Here is a 17,989-nt window from a genome sequence, read left to right as displayed (position 1 = left end):
GATGGTCGCCGTCACCGTCCTCACGTTCCTCGTCGCTGCGGTCGCCAGCCTGTTCATGGCGTGGTCGATCGGCGCTGGCTCCTCGGGATCAACGCCGTTCGCACCGGCGGTCGGGGCGAACGCGATCTCCGTCATGCGGGCCGGTCTCGTCGTCGGCGTCCTCGGCTTTCTCGGCGCGGTGCTGCAGGGTGGGAACGTTACGGAGGCAGTCGGCACGGAGCTGATCGGCGGCGTGACGCTCACCGCCGGGGCGGCGATCGTCGCGCTGCTCACCGCGGCCGGACTCGTCGCCATCGGCGTGTTCGCCGGCTATCCGATCGCGACGGCGTTCACCGTTACCGGCGCGGTCGTCGGCGTCGGCCTCGCGATGGGTGGTGACCCCGCGTGGGCGAAGTACACGGAGATACTCGCGCTGTGGATCCTCACCCCGTTCGTCGGCGGTGGCGTCGCGTACGCCGTCGCCCGCGGATTGATCACCGACCGGCTTCCTGAGCGGCTGCTCACGGCCGTGCTCTCGGGGCTCGTCGGCGGTATCCTCGCGAACATCGGCTTCGCGCTGCTCGGCTCCGACGGCGAACAGGCCTCCGTCGCCGCGGTTCTCGGCCCGGGTCTCGGGCTTCCCGGTTCGGGGGGTGTTGCCGCGGTGACGGCCGCGATCGTGACGCTTTCGGCGGTCACGGTGTACGTCGACATCGGACGCAATCGCGCTGGCGCGCAGCGCCGATTTCTTCTCGTAATGGGTGGTCTCGTCGCCTTCTCGGCGGGCGGCTCGCAGGTCGGACTCGCGATCGGTCCGCTGGTGCCGATCTTCGGCGACGTCGGCGTTCCGCTGTGGGCGCTGCTCGTCGGGGGTGGCGTCGGTCTCCTCGTGGGCTCCTGGACCGGTGCGCCGCGGATGATCAAAGCGATCGCACAGGACTACGCCTCGATGGGACCGCGTCGGTCGATCGCCGCGCTCATTCCGTCGTTCGCGATCGCCCAGACCGCGGTCGCGTTCGGGATCCCCGTCTCGTTCAACGAGATCATCGTCTCCGCGATCGTTGGGGCGGGGTACGCCGCCGGCGACGCCGGCGTCAGTCGCGCGAAGATGGGGTACACCGTGCTTGCCTGGATCGCCTCGCTGGGCGGCTCGCTGCTGCTCGGGTTCGGCGTCTACTCGGCGGTGTCGCTGGCGCTGTGAGCGATCTACCCCGGAGATCGGTCGATGCGTCGCCTCGTCGAACCACCCCACGTCGCGCCGCGGTTCACGCCTTATAAGTAGCGAGCGACCGGAGCTACCGACATGTCCACCATCGGCTTCATCGGCGGGAGCGGCATCTACGAGGCGCTCCCCCTGAACGACGTCCGCGAGGTCGAGTTCGAAACGCCGTACGGCGAACCGAGCGATGCGGTGACGATCGGCGAGTTCACCGACACCGGGCGGGACGTCGCCTTCCTTCCCCGCCACGGGAGTGACCACGGCGCGTCGCCGACGGATCTCCCGTATCGCGCGAACATGTACGCACTGAAAAAGGCGGGTGTCACCCACGTGTTCGCGTCGAACGCGGTCGGGAGTCTCCGCGAGGAGCTGGAGCCGGGCACGCTCGTCGTTCCCGACCAGATCTACGACCGGACGAAACACCGCGATCTCTCCTTTTACGGCGACGGCGTCGTCGTCCATCAGCCGTTCGCGGACCCGTACAGTCCGGCGCTCGTCGACCACCTGACCGAGGCGGCACGCGAGGCATCTGACACCGACACGCCGGTCAAAAAGGGTGGCACGTACGTCTGCATCGAGGGGCCACAGTACTCGACGCGGGCCGAGTCGGAGTTCTACCGGTCGCAAGGGTGGGACGTCGTCGGGATGACCGCGATCCCGGAGGCGAAGCTCGCCCGCGAGGCGGAGATCGCGTACGCGACGATCGCGGGCGTCACCGACTACGACGTCTGGAAGGAGGACAGCGAGGTGACTCTCGAGGAGGTGCTTGCGAACGCTGAACGGAACCAGTCGGCGATCAAAGCCGCCGTCGAGGAGGCGGTCCGAACGCTCCCCGACGACCACACCTGTGAGGCACACACGGCCTTGGAGGGTACGGTCAACACGCCGCCGGAGGCTATCCCCGAGGAGACCCGCAAGCGCGTCGAGCCGCTGCTCGGCGAGTATCTGTAGCGTGGGAAGCGTCTCGTCCGCCCGCAGCCGGCTCACCGGGGCGTCGCCTTCAGTATCGGTCGCGCGGACGACAGCGGCTCGGCCGTGTATCCAAGCCGGTCCAACAGGTCGAGTATCTCCGCTTCGTCCCGGTGGACCTCACAGTAGATCCGGCGCGGCCGTGCCGAATCGATCGTCTCCGAGAGTCCCCGGAGCACGGCCGCATCGGCACCCTCCGCGTCGATCTTCACCACGTCGGGCGGGGCGATCTCGCCGTTCGCGACGAGCGTGTCGCCGCGCACGACGTCGACGGGGATCGTCTCGCCGCCGTCTCCGGGCAGCACACCGGACACGTGCGCGTCCGGGTCGGGAGCCGCGGTGAACTCGACGGTGCCGTCCGCGTCGCCGAGCGCGACCGTCCGTACCCCGATGTCGTGGCCGGCGGTCGTGAGGACGGTATCGAGCCGCGACGCGGTGGTCGGATGGGGCTCGAACGCAACCACGTCGACGCCGGCGGCAGCGTTCGCGGCGACCAGCGAGTGCCAGCCGAGATGCGCACCGACGTCGTAGAACACGTCGTCGTCGTCCAACTCCGCAAGCAGCTCCTCGAACATCCCAACCTCCGGATGCATCCAGCGAAACCGCCGGTACTGCCAGTACGTCTCGGTCGGGCATTCGACCGCCACGCCGTCGATCTCGTGGACGATAGAGTCGCGCGCGGAGATCGCGTACAGCAGGCGAGGTATTCGTAACCCCCAGTACAGCGATTTCAGGTGGGTGTGGAGCCCGACCGCTCTCGTGGCCCGCTGTATCGTCTCCGTGTACGTGCGTCCGTCGAGGAGCATTCGGCGACGTTCGACGGGTGGTCCCGGACCGACTTAGCTTCTTTCGCGCGGTCCGATCGCGGAAGCTCCCGATTGTCGTCAGCCACAGCGGTCGACGACGAGGCTCCCGAAGCCGACGGCGATCACGGCGAGGACGGCTCCGGCAACGACGTCCGTCAGCCAGTGGATCCCGAGCACCAACGTCGAGGCGACGACCGACGCGGCCAGCACGGCGGCCAGCCCGAACCATCGCGGAAACTCCTCGCGGGTCGTAGCGGCGACGAGCAGGACGGTGACGGACAGCGACGTGTGCAGCGACGGGAACACGTTCGTGTTCGTGTTGACGAGCGCGGTGACGGTGTTGATGTTTGGGACGAGTTCGAGAAGAAGCGCATCTGCCTCCGTCCCGGGACTCGCTCGGGCAGCGTTACGGGGGCCGTAGGCGACGACGGTGGCGTAACAGACGATCGCGACGGCGTAGTTGACGGCGTAGGCGGTTACGACAAGTTTGATGGGGCGAGCGTGCTCCGCGAACAGGTACGCGAGGAGCGGCATCACGAGCAGCACGGCGTACCCGACGACGTACGCGGCCGCGAAGTACGCCACCGCGGGGTCCGGCATCCATCCCTGAAGCGTGACGACCAGATCACCCTCGATAGCGTGTAACGTCGCGGTCGCGTCGACTCCGTACACGTGGGAGAACCGTTCGATCCGGCTCTGTAACCCCTTGTTAACGATCAGGACGGCCGCAAGACCGAGGAGGTACGGGACGGCCGCGCGCAGTCGGTGACGAAACCACGCTGGGCGGCTCCTGGCGGACCGGAGCCGGTGTGGTCCAACACAGACCCAGCACGCGACGGCGACGCCGAGGCCCACCGCCACGAGCAGCACGGTCACGAGCGCGAGCGTTTCGGGAGGGATCACGAACGAAGCGTCGGACTGGGAGAGCAAAAGCGTCCGGCTTCGTCAGGATCGGAACGACGTTCGGACGGCTACGGGAGCCGAGCGGATTCGCGGGGTCACTCCTCGAGGTCGTCGAGGTCGACGAGATACTCGGAGTCGACCTCGTCGGTCGTCGGCTCGGGCGGTTCGTCGTCAGCCTCGAGTTCCCGCTCGTTGAGGCGGCTCTCGAGCTGTCGGCGCTTGTTTCTGCCTTTCCGCTCACGGCCCGATTTCGTATCTGGCATCGTCACCCGTGTCAACACACCCCATGGATATGAACCTTGCGTCGGTGTGCCACACGGATCGAGCTGATGCGGCCGTGGCTCCTGAGATGGTCGTCGAAAAACGCCAGGAGAGGGATTTGAACCCCCGATCCCGTGAAGGAACACGCTTTCCAGGCGTGCGCCTTACCACTCGGCCATCCTGGCTCACGAGAAGCTAATCCGCTGGGACTGTTAAGTCCTTCTTTTCGACCCAACTCGGTGTTCCGTGAGGAAGACCATCACGCTCGATCCGGAGGTGACGGCGGCAGCGACGACGAACAGCCACGCATACCGGAAAGGAAGGTCGCCGCCGACTAGGAGATACCCCTGTGCGAGCACGAGGAAGGTGAACCCGCCGACGACTCCCCACAGCACCGCCGACTTCGCTCGATTTCGCTTCGTGGCCGGCACGCCCGGTAGCTCCTCAGTCGGGCGGTCCTCCTCGGTGGATTCAGGCTCTCCGGACATCTACTCGATGATCGCGACGGCGTCGATCTCGACGGCCGCACCCTTCGGAAGCGCGCCGACTTCCACCGCGGAGCGGGCCGGCGGCGACTCCGTGAAGTAGTCTGCGTACGCCTCGTTCATCTCCTCGAAATCGTCGATGTCCGCCAGATACACCGTCGTTTTTACCACGCCACTGGGAGCCGCACCGGCTGCCGAGAGCACGGCGAGGAGGTTGTCGAGCGCCCGCTCCGTCTGCTCCGACACCGACGCATCCGCGAGAAGCTCGCCGTCGGGGGTCAACGCGATCTGCCCGGCGGTGAACACGAGTTCGTCGGTCCTCGTCGCCTGACTGTACGCACCGACCGCGTCCGGTGCCGCATCCGTGTCAACGACCTCCTTCATGACGGGATCCCCGCCGTGAGCGTACTTAACTGTGTTCGGCTCACTCGCCGTCCGGCGGGCCAGCTACCCGGTCCGCGATCCGCGTCGAGAGCGGGTCGACCGCCGCCGCCAGTCGCGCAACGGCGAAAACGAGCGGGACCAGCGAGACGAGGAGGAACGCCGCGTCGTACACCCACACCGCCCCGTCGAGAAGCGGCGTCACCGCACCCGCCAGCCCGCGATGCGTAACGACCACGGCCGCAAGCGCGACGAGCCAGTACACGATCCCGGCGGCGTTCTCGGCGACGGGATCACGCTTCGCGTCGCGCCCGGCGGCGCTCGAAGACCACGAGCCTTCGACCGCAAGGCGTGCGAGCGTCGCGAGCTTCGGTGCCGCGTAGATCAGCAGCCCTGCGACCACGACCGTAACGATGGCCGTCACGAGCGCAGCGATGGTGACGGGCGTGTTCGGAATCACCCGGTCGATCCCGGGGAGCACCGTTAACAAGTACAGCAGGACCACGAGCGAGAGCGCGGTCAGGATCAGCCTGCTCGCCGACCGAACCGTTCCGTGATCGAACGTCGATCTCGTTAGGTTGTCGTCGGTCATCCGTGACCGGCCGTGGGAACGCGAGCGAGTTGAACCGTCGAGACGATTAACGCGGGTTGCCCCGGATTAACCCGACTGTGTCGATGTTGACTTCCACCCTGCGTGAACGGCGAGGCTTCCGCTGGCTATCCGTCAAAACGTGTCGGCCGAGCTCACGTCACCGGTGAGGGCGACGCAGCTACTCCGACCCGCTCTCGCTGCCGTCGTCCTCCGCCGGCTCCGTGGGAACGCCGGCGAGGTTGCCGTCCTCGTCGAACAGCTTCGCCCGGAGATACCGAGCGCGGTAGCGGTTCGCGCCGTCGTAGATGTCGGCCTCGCGGATCTCGTGAGTCCGACCGTCGGCGACGGCGTCGATGATCGTCTCGATCTGCTCTTTCTCGCTCGGCGTGAGCTCGAACTCGTATGTTCGCTCCGTCTCACCGTCCAGCTGTGTCCACTTCCGAGCGGCCGAGACGACGAGCGAACACGGCTCGCGGCACGGGAACACGCCGTCGCCGCCGTCGACGTCGAGGTCGGTCTCCTCGTCGTACTGCCACTCGCGACGTTTCAGACACTGTGAGTCGTCACAGCACGCCTCAGCCACCCGATTTACGTGCTCGTACCCCTCACCGCGGTCCCACGTCTTGATGACGCCGTAGATACCGGACTGCCGCTCCATCGTCTCGCGCCAGTGGTCGATGTCGAGCCGTCCGTCCCGCTCTCTGTGCCAGTTGACGACCGTGGCAGGGTAGACGGTTTCGACCGTCTCGTACACCTCGCGCGCGCCGAGTTCGGGAAACGCCCACCCCGTCGGGAGCGTCGGAGCGGTTTTTAACGGCCGATACCGGCCGTCGTCGTCGAACTTCACCAGCCGGCGAGCGTCAAGCGGGTCGTCGTACGTCTCTAGGTCGCCGCCGGTCGTCGCATCCGCGTCATCGACGTGGCGCACGTCGTACCGACGCTCGCCGCGATCGGTTAGCCGGACGGTGATCCGGAGCTGTCCCCACTCGCGGACCAGCCCGTCGCGGAGCGCGGCGTACCGCTCCCCGACCGCGGTGTCCTCGCTGTGTTCCAGCCAGCGCAGGAACGCGCGCCGAGGGGGGTGATCACCCGCAACGTGCTCGAAGAAGTACCAGTTCGTCACGATCGCTGCGTTGGCCTCGGCCGCGTCGTGGATCTCGCGGTCGGACGCGAGCTCGTACCGCGTGTCTTCGGTTTCGAAGACGACCTCGTCGCCATCGCGACTCACTCGTAACTGCTCGAACCGGAGCGTCTCGTCGGGGTCGAGCGCCTCGATCGCCGTCGAAAACGCGTCGAACGCCTCGCTCGGCGGATCGATTTCGACGCTCGTCTCGTCTGCGGTGGGGTGGTTCGTCACGCGTCAGTCCCCCGTCGCGACGCGGGTCGTCTCACGCACGGCCGCGAGCGCGTCTCCGAGCTCCGCGCCGGCGTCGGCTGCGCGCTCCAGAATGACGTCGGCCATCAGCGGCTCCGTCCCCACCGCGCCGGCGTACCAGACGCGCGTGCCGTCGACGTCCGCGGGCACGTCGTATCCGTCCGTGTGGTCCTCACACAGCCCGACGTCCTCGGGGATATCCTCCTGTGTGTGGTAGCCGTCCGCGACGAACACCGGGACCAACACGACGTCGTCGCTCTCGAAGTGCTCCGGGAGGTCGTCGACTTCGGGGTCTTCGTCCATGTACAGCGTCCGCACTTCGTCGAACCGGTCGCGCTCGCGGACGCGGTCGGCGTGGTACTCGATCGCCTTCGCGGAGTTCTCGTTGCGTTCGGTGCCGTGGCCGACGACCGCCAGCCCGAACCCGTCACCGACATCCGGGTCGTCGGTCACCGACTCGGCCCGGCGGACGATCACGTCCGTCATTGCCTCGTGGGTTCCGACGGGGCCGCAGTAGTGTACGTCTCGGTCGAGATCCTCGGCGACGAGCGTCGCCTGATCCGCGGAGAGCCCGTCGGAGTCCCATTCGCTGACGTCCCAGCCGGCGAGCCGGAGCTCCCGCGGGATCACCTCCTCGGTGAAGTAGCCCTCCGAGACGAACAGGGGAACGACGTAGATCTCCGTCCCTTCGACGGTTCTGAGCACCTCTCGAAGATGCGGTTCCTCCTTCCAGAAGCCGGTCCGAACTTCGTCGAACGCTCCGACCGCACGTATCGTGTCTGCGTGGTCGTACGTCGGCGTGCTGGAATCAGGATTGAGGTGTGAGCCGTGTGCGACGATGACGAGCGACTGCATACGCGCACTCGGGTCGCGGAACTCTTAGGGACTTCGGAGACGGGGCCGCGTTGATTCATAGCCGCGTCGCGAACGAACGTACGGCCCGAGCTGGTCGGTCGCTTCACGAGCGCTCAGAACGACCGCTGGGTCGACGACGGCTCCGCCGCTGGCGAGCGGCCCTCCTCGCCGATCCCCGACCGAACGCACCATCGGCAGTAGCGATACCCGGGTCGGTTCTCCGCGCCGCAGTGTCGGCAGACAACCGGGTCGCAGTCGGCCGACAGCGGCGGCGGCTCACCGTCCGGTCCGGACGGATGCGACGGTTCCCGACCGCCCCGATCGCTTCGGTGTCCGCCGCCGTCGTCACTCTCGACCTCGGTCGTGGACTGGTCGGGCGCGTCCAACGACGTGCCGGTGAGCACGCCGTGGACGTCGTGATCGCCACGGATCAGCAGCCACGCGATGACGAGGTTGATCGCGAGCCCGCCGACGATGAGGGCGGCGAGTAGTGCCACCGACATACGTGCTGAATGTTATCTCCCCACACGTATATGCTCCGCGGTCAGGTGCCGTCATCGAGGGTAAAGCGTTCGGTCCGTTATCCGCTCGACTCCGATCGATCGTCGCTCGCGGTCCACCGTCGTGCGCCGGGCAGGACGCCGACGAGCCGCGTCACGTATCCGAACCTGAACAGACCGAACTGCGAGAGCACGCCGAGGAGGAACACCGCAAGAAACGCGGGCGCGGTCACGTCGAACAGGAGCGGTTCGATCGTCACGTCCGTGGCGGCGGCCTCGAACGATGCGGCGGTGAGCGACCGCGACGCCAGCGCCCCGCCGATGAACGCGGTCGAGACGACGAGCGTCGTCCGGCTCAACACGAACCCGAACAGCGCGCCGATGGCGACGCCGGCGAGCGTTGCTCCGACGAGCAGCAGCGTGCCCTCGATGCCCGCGGCATCCGCGGCGTAGATCGGGCCGATCGCGAACCGGCCGACGAATCCGCCGACCACGCCGCCGATCGCCAGCACGGCGACGGAGAGCCCGGCGTACGCCAAGAACCCGCCGAGTGTGCCGCCGAGGAGAACCGCGCCGCCGGTGACCACCAGCCCGTCGACCGCGACGAGTCCGATGAGATTCGGTGCGGCGAGATATCCCGCTCCCGCACCGATCAGGAACCCGGTCAGCGTGACGGCGTACACGGAGACCGCCGCGCCGACGAACGCGAGCAACAGGCCCGCCACGACGAGGCCAGCGTCGAGTGGTGTAACCATGGCGTGAGGTGTGCCGCCGACGAAGTTAAAACGTCGCGGTCGCGTCGGTGAGCGAGCGGCAGCGGACGGCGGAAGCACTGTCGAACGCGCGTCAGTCGCGGACGTGCTCGGAGCCGTTGGCGTCGGGTTTCGTGAGTTCGACGGAGTGACCCGTGTGTCTGGCGTGCGTGCGAGCGAATCGTCGGGCCGGGCGTTCCGCGAGGAATCGGCTCCCGTCGGGGCAGTTCAGACAGTCGACGATCCACGGCGTCACGCCGTCCGGATAGTGGCCCGTGTGCCGTTCGTGATCCATCGCGAACTGTTCGACGGCACGGTTGCCGGCCGACAGCTCGTCGAGTTCGTACGCAAGGTCCCACTCACGGCCACAGCGCGTACAGGAGACTGTCGGCACGTCGTCGACCGCGTCGGGATCCGGGAACGTCCCGCCGGACGGGTCTCGCCCGGCCGGAACGTCCGGAACGTCGCCGTCGCTCCCGGAGAACGTGGGCAGGTCGTCGCGATCGATCGACGTCGACCGCTCGTCGACGCCATCGTCAGCGGAGTCCTCCGACACGAGTACCCACTCCGTCGTCACCCTACTTAAGAATACGGCGTCGCTCCAGCCGATCTCAGCGGGAGCGTCGCTCCGCCTGTCGGTCGATGTACCGCGTGTACCCACCGGCCGTCAGCCCGAATCCGAGCATGATCAGCGTGAAGCCGAGCAGTCGCGACGTGCCGAGCGTCATCACCGCCAGTATCACGCCGAAGAGGAACGCGAACACGCCGACGACGACGAGGCCCACGTCGAGAAGCGGCGACGGCTGGACGGTGTTACAGTGTGGACAGAGCCGAGCGTCGCCCGGAATCGGCTCCCGACAGTCGACACAGCGGACGCGGTCGCGAGACACGGACGGCCGTTCGGCCCTCACTGCCTTATACACTTCAGTCGTCGGCCGACTAGACGTCCCGCACCCGCCGATCGCCGGCGACCTCGACGTTGCGGAACTCGAACCGTGCACCGCCCGCGGGTGAGTCGGAGACGTCGACCCGCCAGTCGTGTGCGTCGGCGATCTCACGAACGATCGCGAGCCCGAAACCGGTTCCGTCAGCGTCATCGCTGTACCCCGGATCGAACACCGTCTCGCGGTTCTCCTCGGGGATCCCCGACCCGTCGTCCTCGACGTAGAACCCGTTTTCGAGATCACCGATCCGAACGGTCACCGCCGTGCCGGCGTGCTGTATCGCGTTTCGCATCAGGTTCTCGAACAGGTTCCGAAGTCGATCCGGATCGCCGAGCACCTCCCGCTCGGTGTCGACGACGAGCGACGCGTCCTCCGTCCGGACCGTCTTCCAGCTGTTCTCGGCGACGGACCGGAGGTCGACGGGCTCGGGGTCACCGACGCGTTCCCCCTCGCGGGCCAGCGTGAGCGTGTGGTCGACGATCGTCTCCATCCGGTCGAGCGCGTCGAGCGCGGGATCGAGATGTTCGTCGCCGTCTCGCCGTCTCGCGAGCTCCACGCGACCGCGAGCGACGTTGAGCGGATTCCGAAGGTCGTGTGACACGATGCTCGCGAACGCGTCGAGCCGCTCGTTCTGGCGTTCGAGCGCTCGTTCCCGCTGTTTGAACTCCGTGATATCCTCTTGAAAGCCGACCCAGTTCGCGATCGCTCCGTCGGCGTCGCGGATCGGAGCGATGCTGATGCGGTTCCAGAACTCGGTGCCGTCCTTCCGGTAGTTCAACAGTTCGACCGTCTCCGGTCGGCCTGCCACGACCGCTTCGCGGAGCCGGCGAACCGACTCCTCGTCGGTGTCGGGTCCCTGCAGGATCCGGCAGTCGATCCCCTCGACCTCGTCCGCGGTGTAGCCGGTCATCTCGACGAAGCGATCGTTGACGTACGTCATCGGGTTGTCCTCTCGATCGGGGTCGGTGATGGTGATCCCGACCGGCGCCTCGTCCATCGCCCGCCGTTTCGTCTCGAGCTCCTGGCGACGGCGACGCTCGTCGCTCACGTCCCGGAGGATGCCGACGCTTCCCTCGAACTGCTCGCCCTCGTACGGGAGCACCGCCATGTGGTCTCGACACGGGATCGACTCGCCGTTTTTCGCCCGGATCGTGACGTCGAACCGTTGCACGTCGGGACCGTCGCTGGAGAGTATCGTGCCGAGCCGTCGCTCCGCCTCCCGAACCGCGTCCTCGTCTTTTATGAGTCCCGGCTTGCTTCCGATGATCTCCTCGCGATCGTACCCGGTGAGCGCCGCGAACGGCTCGTTGACGAACTCGAACGTGCCGGTCTCGTCGACGACGTAGATCGGGTAGCCGAGCGCTTCCAGCACCGTCGAAGATCGGTCGGCGACGACCCGGGCTCTGTGCTCCTCGATAGCGCGTTCGACGCGGTTCGCGAGACGCCGCTGCTGTTCGGGACCACCTTTCTGGAAGTACCCCGTGACCCCCGCGTTGAGCGCCCGACTCGCGATCTCCTCGCTTCCCTTTCCCGTAAACAGGATGAACGGAACGTCGTCGACCGTCGCAGAAAGGCGCTCGAAGAACGTCAGCCCGTCCATTCCGGGCATGTCGTAGTCGCTCACGACGCAGTCGAATCGCTCCGTCCGGAGCCGGTCCAGCGCGTCTTCGGGAGTCGTCACGCTCGTCACGTCGACGTCGTCCAGTTCGCGGTCGAGGAACGCGGACGTGAGATCGAGAACTGACGGGTCGTCATCGACGTGCAGTACGTCGATTCGGTCGGTCATACCCGATCTACTCCACGATCAACCAAAGGAATGTCGCCAAACGGGATCGGTATGCTCGGCGCTTCACGTTCACTCCGCGAGGCGGCTTTTTAAGAGGAGTCGGACCCGATCGACGGACGATGGACGACGGGACGTGGCTCCGTGCCGAGGCGAACGACGACGGGCCCGAGCGCGTCGTGTTTCACGTCGATATGGACTGTTTTTACGCCTCCTGCGAGCGACTCCGAGAGCCCGGTCTCCGCGGCGAGCCGCTCGTGGTCGGCATGGGGTACGAGCCCGGCGAGACGATCGGCGCGGTCGCGACCGCGAGCTACGAGGCTCGCGCGTCCGGCGTCGAGAGCGCGATGCCGATCTCCGAGGCGCTCGACCTGCTTCCTCGTCGAGTCGACGACGGAGCCGCCGCCGAGTCGTCCGGCCACTATCGTCCCGTCGATCTCGACTTTTATAAAGAGATCGCGGCGGACGTGAAGGCCGTGCTGCACGACTGCGCGGACGTCGTCCGCGAGGTGAGCATCGACGAGGCGTATCTGGACGTGACCGACCGAACCGCATGGAGCGTCGTCGATGGCGGCGGCGACGGTGACGGCGACGACGGCGACGGTCCCGCACCGAGCACCGCGGCCGGCCCGGCGGACGGACGGACGCTGGCGGAGGGGTACGCGCGCCACGTCAAATCCCGTATCGAGCGCGAAGCGGGCGTTCCGGCGAGCGTCGGCGTCGCACCGAACATGTCGACCGCGAAGATAGCAAGCGACGCGGACAAACCCGATGGTCTCGTCGTCGTCCCGCCGGGCACCGTCGAGTCGTTTCTCTCCCCGCTTCCGACCGCCGAGCTCCACGGCGTCGGACCGGTGACCGAGCGGACGCTCGCCGAACTGGAAATCGAAACCGCCGGCGATCTCGCCGCGGCCGATCCGGACCGGCTGGAGTCGGAGCTCGGCGAACGGGGACGGGAGCTGTACGACCGCGCCCGCGGCGAGGACGACCGCGAGGTAACGCCCACCGGACTCCCGAAGAGTCTCTCGCGGGAGTCGTCGCTCTCGCCGACCGATGACGAGGATCGCAAGCGCGAGACGGTGTCGGCGCTCGCTGCCGACGTCGCCCGACGCGCTCGCGAGCGTGGCTGCCTCTATCGCACGATCGGGATAAAGGTGGTCGAGCCGCCGTACGACGTCAACACTCGTGCCCGGAGCCTCCCCGGTCCCGTCGACGACCCGGAGCTCGTCGAGGAGGTGGCGCTCGACCTGCTCGCGGAGTTCGCCGATGCGAGGGCTCGAAAGCTTGGCGTCCGCGTCGCGAAGCTCGACTTCGACGAGAGCGACCAGGCGACCCTCGGGGGCTTCGAGGATGCGTCATCCTCGGAGGGACGCCGGGCGATCGGGCCGGACGACGTCGCGCCGTCCCCCGCCGGCGACGATCCGGAGACGCTCACCGCGTGGACGGAGACGGATGACTCGACCGACGCGGCCGACGACGCCGACCCGGACGGCCGCCCCGGGTCACGTCGGGACCGCGACGGTCAGGCGTCGCTCGGCGACTGGTCGTAGCTCGGCGACGGACCGAACCTGACCTCGGACCGCGAGGATCCGCCGCCAGTGCGTACCGTACGATTCCATCGCCAGTGCGTACCGTACGATTCCATCGCCAGTGCGTACCGTACGATTCCATCGCCAGTGCGTACCGTACGATTCCATCGCCAGTGCGTACCGTACGATTCCGTCGTCAGCGCTTGACAATCCTTAAGAGCGCGACAGGGCTACCCGACGCCAATGAGAGTCGTCGTTTCTATCGGCGGGAGCGTCCTCGCGCCGGATCTCGATCCGGACCGGGTCGCCGCCCACGCCGACGCGCTCGAACGAGTGGCGGCGGACGGGTGTGAGGTCGGCGTCGTCGTCGGCGGCGGCGGCGTCGCTCGCGAGTACATCGAGACGGCGCGGGAGCTCGGTGCCGACGAGGTGCAGCTCGACCGCCTCGGGATCGGAACGACGCGGCTCAACGCGCGGCTCCTGATCGCCGCGCTCGGGGACCGGGCGAGCCTCTCGCCCGCCGAGGAGTACGACGACGCAGCGGCGTCGCTCCGGCGCGGCGAGGTGTCGATCATGGGCGGGGTGACTCCCGGGCAGACGACGGACGCGGTCGCGGCCGCGTTCGCCGAAGCGGTGGACGCAGATCTGCTCGTGTACGCGACGAGCGCCGACGGCGTGTACGACGTCGACCCGAACGTCCACGAGAACGCCACCCAGTACGCCGAGTTGACACCCGCGGAGCTCGTCGATATCGTGCTTCCGATGAGCCGCAATGCGGGTGCGTCCGCGCCGGTCGACCTCCTCGCCGCAAAGCTGATCGACCGGGCCGGGCTGCGCTCGGTCGTGCTCGACGGCACCGACCCCTCAGCGATCGTCGACGCGGTGCTTCGCGGCGAGCACAGCGGCACCGATGTCGTCCCGACCGGCACGAACGAACCGAGCTACTGGACGGGGACACGATGACCGACGACTCACCACACATCCTCTCGGACCGCGATCCGGCGGGTGATTCGGAGACTGCCGCAGCCGACGACGGCCGGACCGACACCGACCCTGCCGAGTTTCGCGCGTTCTGGGCGGACGAGATCGCGGATGCGATCGAAGAGCGCGACCCCGAGGAGCCGATCGTGATCAAAGGCGGCGTCTCCCCGTCCGGCGTCGCACACGTCGGCAACTTCAACGAGATCATGCGTGGCTACTTCGTCGCCGAGGCACTTCGTGACCGCGGCCACGAGGTTCGGCAGGTGTTCACCTCCGACGACAAGGATCCGCTACGGAAGCTTCCGCGCAAACTGGCGAACGCCGACGGGGAGATCGTCGGGCTCGGCGACGTCGACGCGGGTGCGCTCGGCCGAAACCTCGGGAAACCGTACACCGCGATCCCGGATCCGTTCGGCGAGCGCGAGTCGTACGCGGCTCACTTCGCCGCCTTGCTCAACGCCGACGCCGAGCGGCTGGACGTTCCGGTCGAGATGGTGTCGAACACGGAGCTGTACGCCGAGGGCGCGCTCGACGACGTGGTCCGGACCGTCCTTACCGACCGCGATCGAGTTCGGGAGGTGCTCGGACAGTATCAGGCGAAGGTCGACGAAGAGTACGTCCCGTTTAACCCCGTCTGTGCGGCGTGTGGGACGATAACCGAGACGGTGACGGCGGTCGACCTCGACGCCGAAACGGTCGAGTACGTCTGTACCGACATGGCGGTCGGCGACGAAACGATCGAGGGCTGTGGCCACGAGGGGACCGCGACGTTCCGCGAGGGGAAGCTCCCGTGGCGACTGGAGTGGCCCGGGCAGTGGCAGGTGCTCGGCGTCGACTTCGAGCCGTTCGGCAAGGACCACGCCGAGGGGTCATGGCCCTCCGGCGTCGACGTCGCACGGAACGTCTTCGGAAACGAGCCGCCCGTTCCGATGGTGTACGAGTGGTTCACGCTCGACGGCGAGGCGCTCTCCTCGTCAGCGGGGAACGTCGTCACCGTGCCGGAGCTGCTGGCGCTGCTCGAACCCGAGGTGCTGCGATACTTCTTCGCGCTCCACCCGAAGAAGGCCCGTGATCTCGATATCGGCCGGCTCGACCAGCTCGTCGAGCGATTCGATCGGTTCGAGCGGGCGTACTTCGGCGAGGTCGACGACGAGGACCTGACCGCGTTCGCCGAGCGTGCGTATCCGTTCGTCGTGGGTCGCGACGACGTGCCGGAGCCCGACGCCTCGACGACCGAGCAGCCGGTCCGGCTCCCGTACACGTTCGCGGCCGTGCTCGGCATGGTCGACGACGAGGCGCTTCGCGAGCAGCTCGCACGCGACGAGGGACACATCACCGGGGAGACGCCGGAGTGGGCCATCGAGGAGGCGCTCGATCGCGTCGAAAAGGCGCGAAACTGGGCGGAGCGGATGGACAACGAGTACAACTATCGGCTCCAGACGGAGCTGCCGGACGTCGAGTTCGATCCGGACGTGGCGGCCGCGCTCGACGAGCTCGCCGACTTCGTCGCCGAGGGACACGACGGGGAGGCGATCCAGGGCGAGATGTACGAAACTGCACGCGAACACGGGATCGAAGTCGCCGACTTCTTCGAGGCCGGATATCGGCTGTTTTTCGATGAGACGCAAGGACCCCGGCTCGGCGAGTTCCTCGGCGAACTGGAGCGCGAGTACGTCGTCACGAGGCTACGACGGGAGGGATAGATGACGGAAGATCGGTCGCTCGACGAGTTCTTCGGCGACGACGCCGAGCAGGCGGGATCCGCGTCGCCCGACGACCTCGAAACAGTCGACTCCGACGACCTCGAAACAGTCGACTCCGACGACCTCGAAGCAGTCGACTCCGACGACCTCGAAGCAGTCGACTCCGACGACCTCGAAGCAGCCGACATCGAGCCAGCGGAATCGACGTCGTCGTGGCGCTCCGACGGACGGGACTGCGACGGCTGTGGCCGGCGCGTGGAGCGTCGCTGGCGGGATGGCGACTCGTTCGTCTGTGTCGACTGTAAGGAGTGGTGAGGCGCACGGAACGTTCGTACAACGGCCGAACCGCGTGGCTGCGACCCCACGACCCGACCGAAATCGCACGGCGACGAAGCTTTAAGTCGAAGGGTTTCGAGGTTGATTACGTCGTCTCGTCGATCATCTCAAAGTTAGTTCCAATGAAATATACGGGTCGGACGCCGTTCGGACGGTCACCACGTGTGGTCGCAGGCGTCTATCTCTGCGTCGGCGCGGCGTGGATGCCGACGGCGGAGCTGGTGCTTGCGACGTACCTCCCGTCAGCCGATCCGATGGATCCCGCACGGCTCGTGGCCGGGTGGCTGTTCGTCGTCGTCTCTGCGGGGGTGGTGTACGCGGTTGCCACGCACCACGCCGGACGCGTGAGCGACACGCGAAACGAGCTGGAGACGTCGAACCAGCAGCTACAGGTCGTGAGTCGCGTGTTCAGACACAACGTCCGAAACGATCTCAACGTCGTGCGGGGGTACACGGAACTGCTCGACGACCGCATCGACGACGAACGGAGTCAGGCGTACCTGGAGACGATCCGCGAGACCACGGACGATATCGTCGACATCAGCGAGAAGCTCCGGGTCATCGAAGGCGCATCCTCGGATCGGGGAGACGACCAAGTCGATCTGGTCGCCATCACCGAGAACGTGATCGCGGACGTCGGTGACCAAGAGACGGTTACGGCGACGCTCGACGCTCCGTCGTCCGCCTGGATCGCGGCTGACGGCTCGGTCGAGTATCCGGTTCGGGAGGTGTTCGAAAACGCGATCGCGCACAACGACAAGGCCGTCTGTCGACTCGATGCACGGATCGAGACGGCGGGTGAGATGACGTGTCTCTCCGTGACTGACAACGGGCCGGGGATCCCGGACAACGAACGCGAGGTACTGCAGGCCGAATCCGAAACGCCGCTGTCGCACGCGAGCAGTATCGGCCTCTGGGTTATCAAGTGGTTGTGTGAACTCCAGGGCGGCACCGTCGAGTTCGACACGACGAACGGGGGAACGACGGTTCGACTCCGGTTCCGGACCGCGGCGTCGAGCGGTGACGACGGGCGACGAACTACCCAGTGGTCGCCGGTCGAGAACTGATCGACGACCGCTACTCCAGTTCGGTGATCGTCACCGCGTACACCGCACCGCAGTTGCCGCATTCGACGTGCACGCCGCGGCTCGCCTCCCCGCGAGTGAACTCCGAGATCTCCTCGGAACACGAACACTCGAACTGTACCTTCATTAAGCTATCTACGAGGAACGAACGTATAAATGGCAGGACCGTGTGTGCAGATCTGATAACTGGCGGGTGCCGACCGGGCCGGCGGCCAGCAACCGCCGAACACGGACGGGTCTCACTCGCCGTCGACGATCACTTCGACCGGCTCCTCCTCGCCCGCGCCGGATCCGGTCCCGCGGTCCGCGTCGGCCTGTTTCCCCTGCCAGTAGAGCCCGCCGGCGACCGCGAGCACGACCCACGACCGCCAGTTGGCGAGGTTGAGCGTGTAGCCGATCCCGAACGGCTTCTCGACGAACATTCCTTCGTCGGGCTGCCAGTGTGCCGACAGCAGTCGTCCGAGGCTCGGTCGGTCGAAGTTGTACGGGATCCCGAATATCTCTCCGGACGATGGTTTGTCTTCCATACGCGTACGTTACGCGCCGAGCCT

Annotated in this window: 22 protein-coding genes and 1 tRNA gene; 7 read left to right on the top strand and 16 right to left on the bottom strand. The window is 67.1% G+C overall.

Annotation, left to right across the window (positions count from 1 at the left end; all coding sequences use genetic code 11):
* The first annotated feature begins 1 nt into the window (after position 1).
* Together ACYQ0R_RS12570 and mtnP are read left to right on the top strand one after the other, a co-directional pair.
* The gene (locus ACYQ0R_RS12570) at positions 2-1,180 is read left to right on the top strand and encodes an inorganic phosphate transporter (protein WP_459825766.1); all 1,179 of its coding nucleotides are present in this window, start codon (positions 2-4) and stop codon (positions 1,178-1,180) included.
* A gap of 102 nt (positions 1,181-1,282) precedes the next feature.
* Positions 1,283-2,149, top strand: a complete 867-nt coding sequence (gene mtnP, locus ACYQ0R_RS12565) for an S-methyl-5'-thioadenosine phosphorylase (protein ID WP_459824289.1) — start codon at positions 1,283-1,285, stop codon at positions 2,147-2,149.
* A gap of 32 nt (positions 2,150-2,181) precedes the next feature.
* Here mtnP and ACYQ0R_RS12560 read toward each other — a convergent pair whose 3' ends face one another.
* From ACYQ0R_RS12560 to ACYQ0R_RS12495, 14 genes are all read right to left on the bottom strand, one after another.
* Complete coding sequence (locus ACYQ0R_RS12560) at positions 2,182-2,973, bottom strand: FkbM family methyltransferase (RefSeq protein WP_459824287.1); 792 nt, start codon at positions 2,971-2,973, stop codon at positions 2,182-2,184.
* Between the two features lie 78 nt (positions 2,974-3,051).
* Positions 3,052-3,876, bottom strand: coding sequence for a phosphatase PAP2 family protein (locus tag ACYQ0R_RS12555; protein WP_459824285.1), 825 nt, complete (start codon positions 3,874-3,876; stop codon positions 3,052-3,054).
* Between the two features lie 95 nt (positions 3,877-3,971).
* Complete coding sequence (locus tag ACYQ0R_RS12550; protein WP_459824283.1) at positions 3,972-4,139, bottom strand: hypothetical protein; 168 nt, start codon at positions 4,137-4,139, stop codon at positions 3,972-3,974.
* 101 nt (positions 4,140-4,240) lie between these two features.
* Positions 4,241-4,322 (bottom strand) — tRNA-Ser (locus ACYQ0R_RS12545).
* A 27-nt stretch (positions 4,323-4,349) separates the two neighbouring features.
* Entirely contained in the window at positions 4,350-4,625 is a 276-nt protein-coding gene (locus tag ACYQ0R_RS12540) for a DUF7981 family protein (RefSeq protein ID WP_459824281.1), read from the bottom strand.
* A complete protein-coding gene (locus ACYQ0R_RS12535) occupies positions 4,626-5,006 on the bottom strand; it encodes a Rid family detoxifying hydrolase (RefSeq protein WP_459824279.1) in 381 nt (126 codons plus the stop codon).
* A 40-nt stretch (positions 5,007-5,046) separates the two neighbouring features.
* On the bottom strand, positions 5,047-5,595 hold the full coding sequence (locus ACYQ0R_RS12530; RefSeq protein WP_459824277.1) for a hypothetical protein: 549 nt from the start codon (positions 5,593-5,595) through the stop codon (positions 5,047-5,049).
* A 178-nt stretch (positions 5,596-5,773) separates the two neighbouring features.
* On the bottom strand, positions 5,774-6,952 hold the full coding sequence (locus ACYQ0R_RS12525; protein ID WP_459824275.1) for a DR2241 family protein: 1,179 nt from the start codon (positions 6,950-6,952) through the stop codon (positions 5,774-5,776).
* A gap of 3 nt (positions 6,953-6,955) precedes the next feature.
* Complete coding sequence (locus ACYQ0R_RS12520; RefSeq protein WP_459824273.1) at positions 6,956-7,825, bottom strand: CbiX/SirB N-terminal domain-containing protein; 870 nt, start codon at positions 7,823-7,825, stop codon at positions 6,956-6,958.
* Positions 7,826-7,938: 113 nt separating this feature from the next.
* Entirely contained in the window at positions 7,939-8,328 is a 390-nt protein-coding gene (locus ACYQ0R_RS12515) for a DUF7577 domain-containing protein (protein WP_459824271.1), read from the bottom strand.
* Between the two features lie 77 nt (positions 8,329-8,405).
* Positions 8,406-9,080 carry a phosphate ABC transporter permease gene (locus tag ACYQ0R_RS12510; protein ID WP_459824270.1) on the bottom strand — a complete coding sequence of 225 codons (675 nt, stop codon included), beginning with the start codon at positions 9,078-9,080 and terminating at the stop codon, positions 8,406-8,408.
* 91 nt (positions 9,081-9,171) lie between these two features.
* Positions 9,172-9,570: a DUF8062 family protein gene (locus ACYQ0R_RS12505; RefSeq protein WP_488193308.1), complete on the bottom strand. Its 399-nt coding sequence runs from the start codon at positions 9,568-9,570 to the stop codon at positions 9,172-9,174.
* A 118-nt stretch (positions 9,571-9,688) separates the two neighbouring features.
* On the bottom strand, positions 9,689-9,967 hold the full coding sequence (locus tag ACYQ0R_RS12500; RefSeq protein WP_459824269.1) for a zinc ribbon domain-containing protein: 279 nt from the start codon (positions 9,965-9,967) through the stop codon (positions 9,689-9,691).
* A gap of 49 nt (positions 9,968-10,016) precedes the next feature.
* Positions 10,017-11,807, bottom strand: a complete 1,791-nt coding sequence (locus ACYQ0R_RS12495) for a PAS domain S-box protein (RefSeq protein ID WP_459824267.1) — start codon at positions 11,805-11,807, stop codon at positions 10,017-10,019.
* Between the two features lie 119 nt (positions 11,808-11,926).
* On the opposite strand from ACYQ0R_RS12495, the gene ACYQ0R_RS12490 reads away from it, so the two are divergent.
* The 5 genes from ACYQ0R_RS12490 to ACYQ0R_RS12470 all read left to right on the top strand — a co-directional run bounded on the left by ACYQ0R_RS12490 (position 11,927) and on the right by ACYQ0R_RS12470 (position 17,420).
* Positions 11,927-13,354 (top strand): DNA polymerase Y family protein, encoded by a 1,428-nt coding sequence (locus ACYQ0R_RS12490; RefSeq protein ID WP_459824265.1) that lies wholly within the window; start codon positions 11,927-11,929, stop codon positions 13,352-13,354.
* A gap of 222 nt (positions 13,355-13,576) precedes the next feature.
* On the top strand, positions 13,577-14,296 hold the full coding sequence (pyrH, locus tag ACYQ0R_RS12485) for a UMP kinase (RefSeq protein WP_459824263.1): 720 nt from the start codon (positions 13,577-13,579) through the stop codon (positions 14,294-14,296).
* Positions 14,293-16,017 (top strand): lysine--tRNA ligase, encoded by a 1,725-nt coding sequence (gene lysS, locus ACYQ0R_RS12480; protein WP_459824261.1) that lies wholly within the window; start codon positions 14,293-14,295, stop codon positions 16,015-16,017. The genes pyrH and lysS overlap by 4 nt, the downstream gene beginning before the upstream one ends.
* Entirely contained in the window at positions 16,018-16,332 is a 315-nt protein-coding gene (locus ACYQ0R_RS12475) for a DUF7573 domain-containing protein (RefSeq protein ID WP_459824259.1), read from the top strand.
* A gap of 143 nt (positions 16,333-16,475) precedes the next feature.
* Entirely contained in the window at positions 16,476-17,420 is a 945-nt protein-coding gene (locus tag ACYQ0R_RS12470; RefSeq protein ID WP_459824257.1) for a sensor histidine kinase, read from the top strand.
* Between the two features lie 10 nt (positions 17,421-17,430).
* Here ACYQ0R_RS12470 and ACYQ0R_RS12465 read toward each other — a convergent pair whose 3' ends face one another.
* Both ACYQ0R_RS12465 and ACYQ0R_RS12460 read right to left on the bottom strand, forming a co-directional pair.
* Positions 17,431-17,565, bottom strand: a complete 135-nt coding sequence (locus ACYQ0R_RS12465) for a hypothetical protein (protein ID WP_017343858.1) — start codon at positions 17,563-17,565, stop codon at positions 17,431-17,433.
* 112 nt (positions 17,566-17,677) lie between these two features.
* Positions 17,678-17,965 carry a DUF5808 domain-containing protein gene (locus tag ACYQ0R_RS12460; RefSeq protein ID WP_459824255.1) on the bottom strand — a complete coding sequence of 96 codons (288 nt, stop codon included), beginning with the start codon at positions 17,963-17,965 and terminating at the stop codon, positions 17,678-17,680.
* Positions 17,966-17,989: the final 24 nt, after the last annotated feature.

Source organism: Halorubrum luteum (assembly GCF_054652935.1).
Note: the sequence above shows the minus strand (reverse complement) of the source record. Positions and strands in the feature narration are given on the sequence as shown.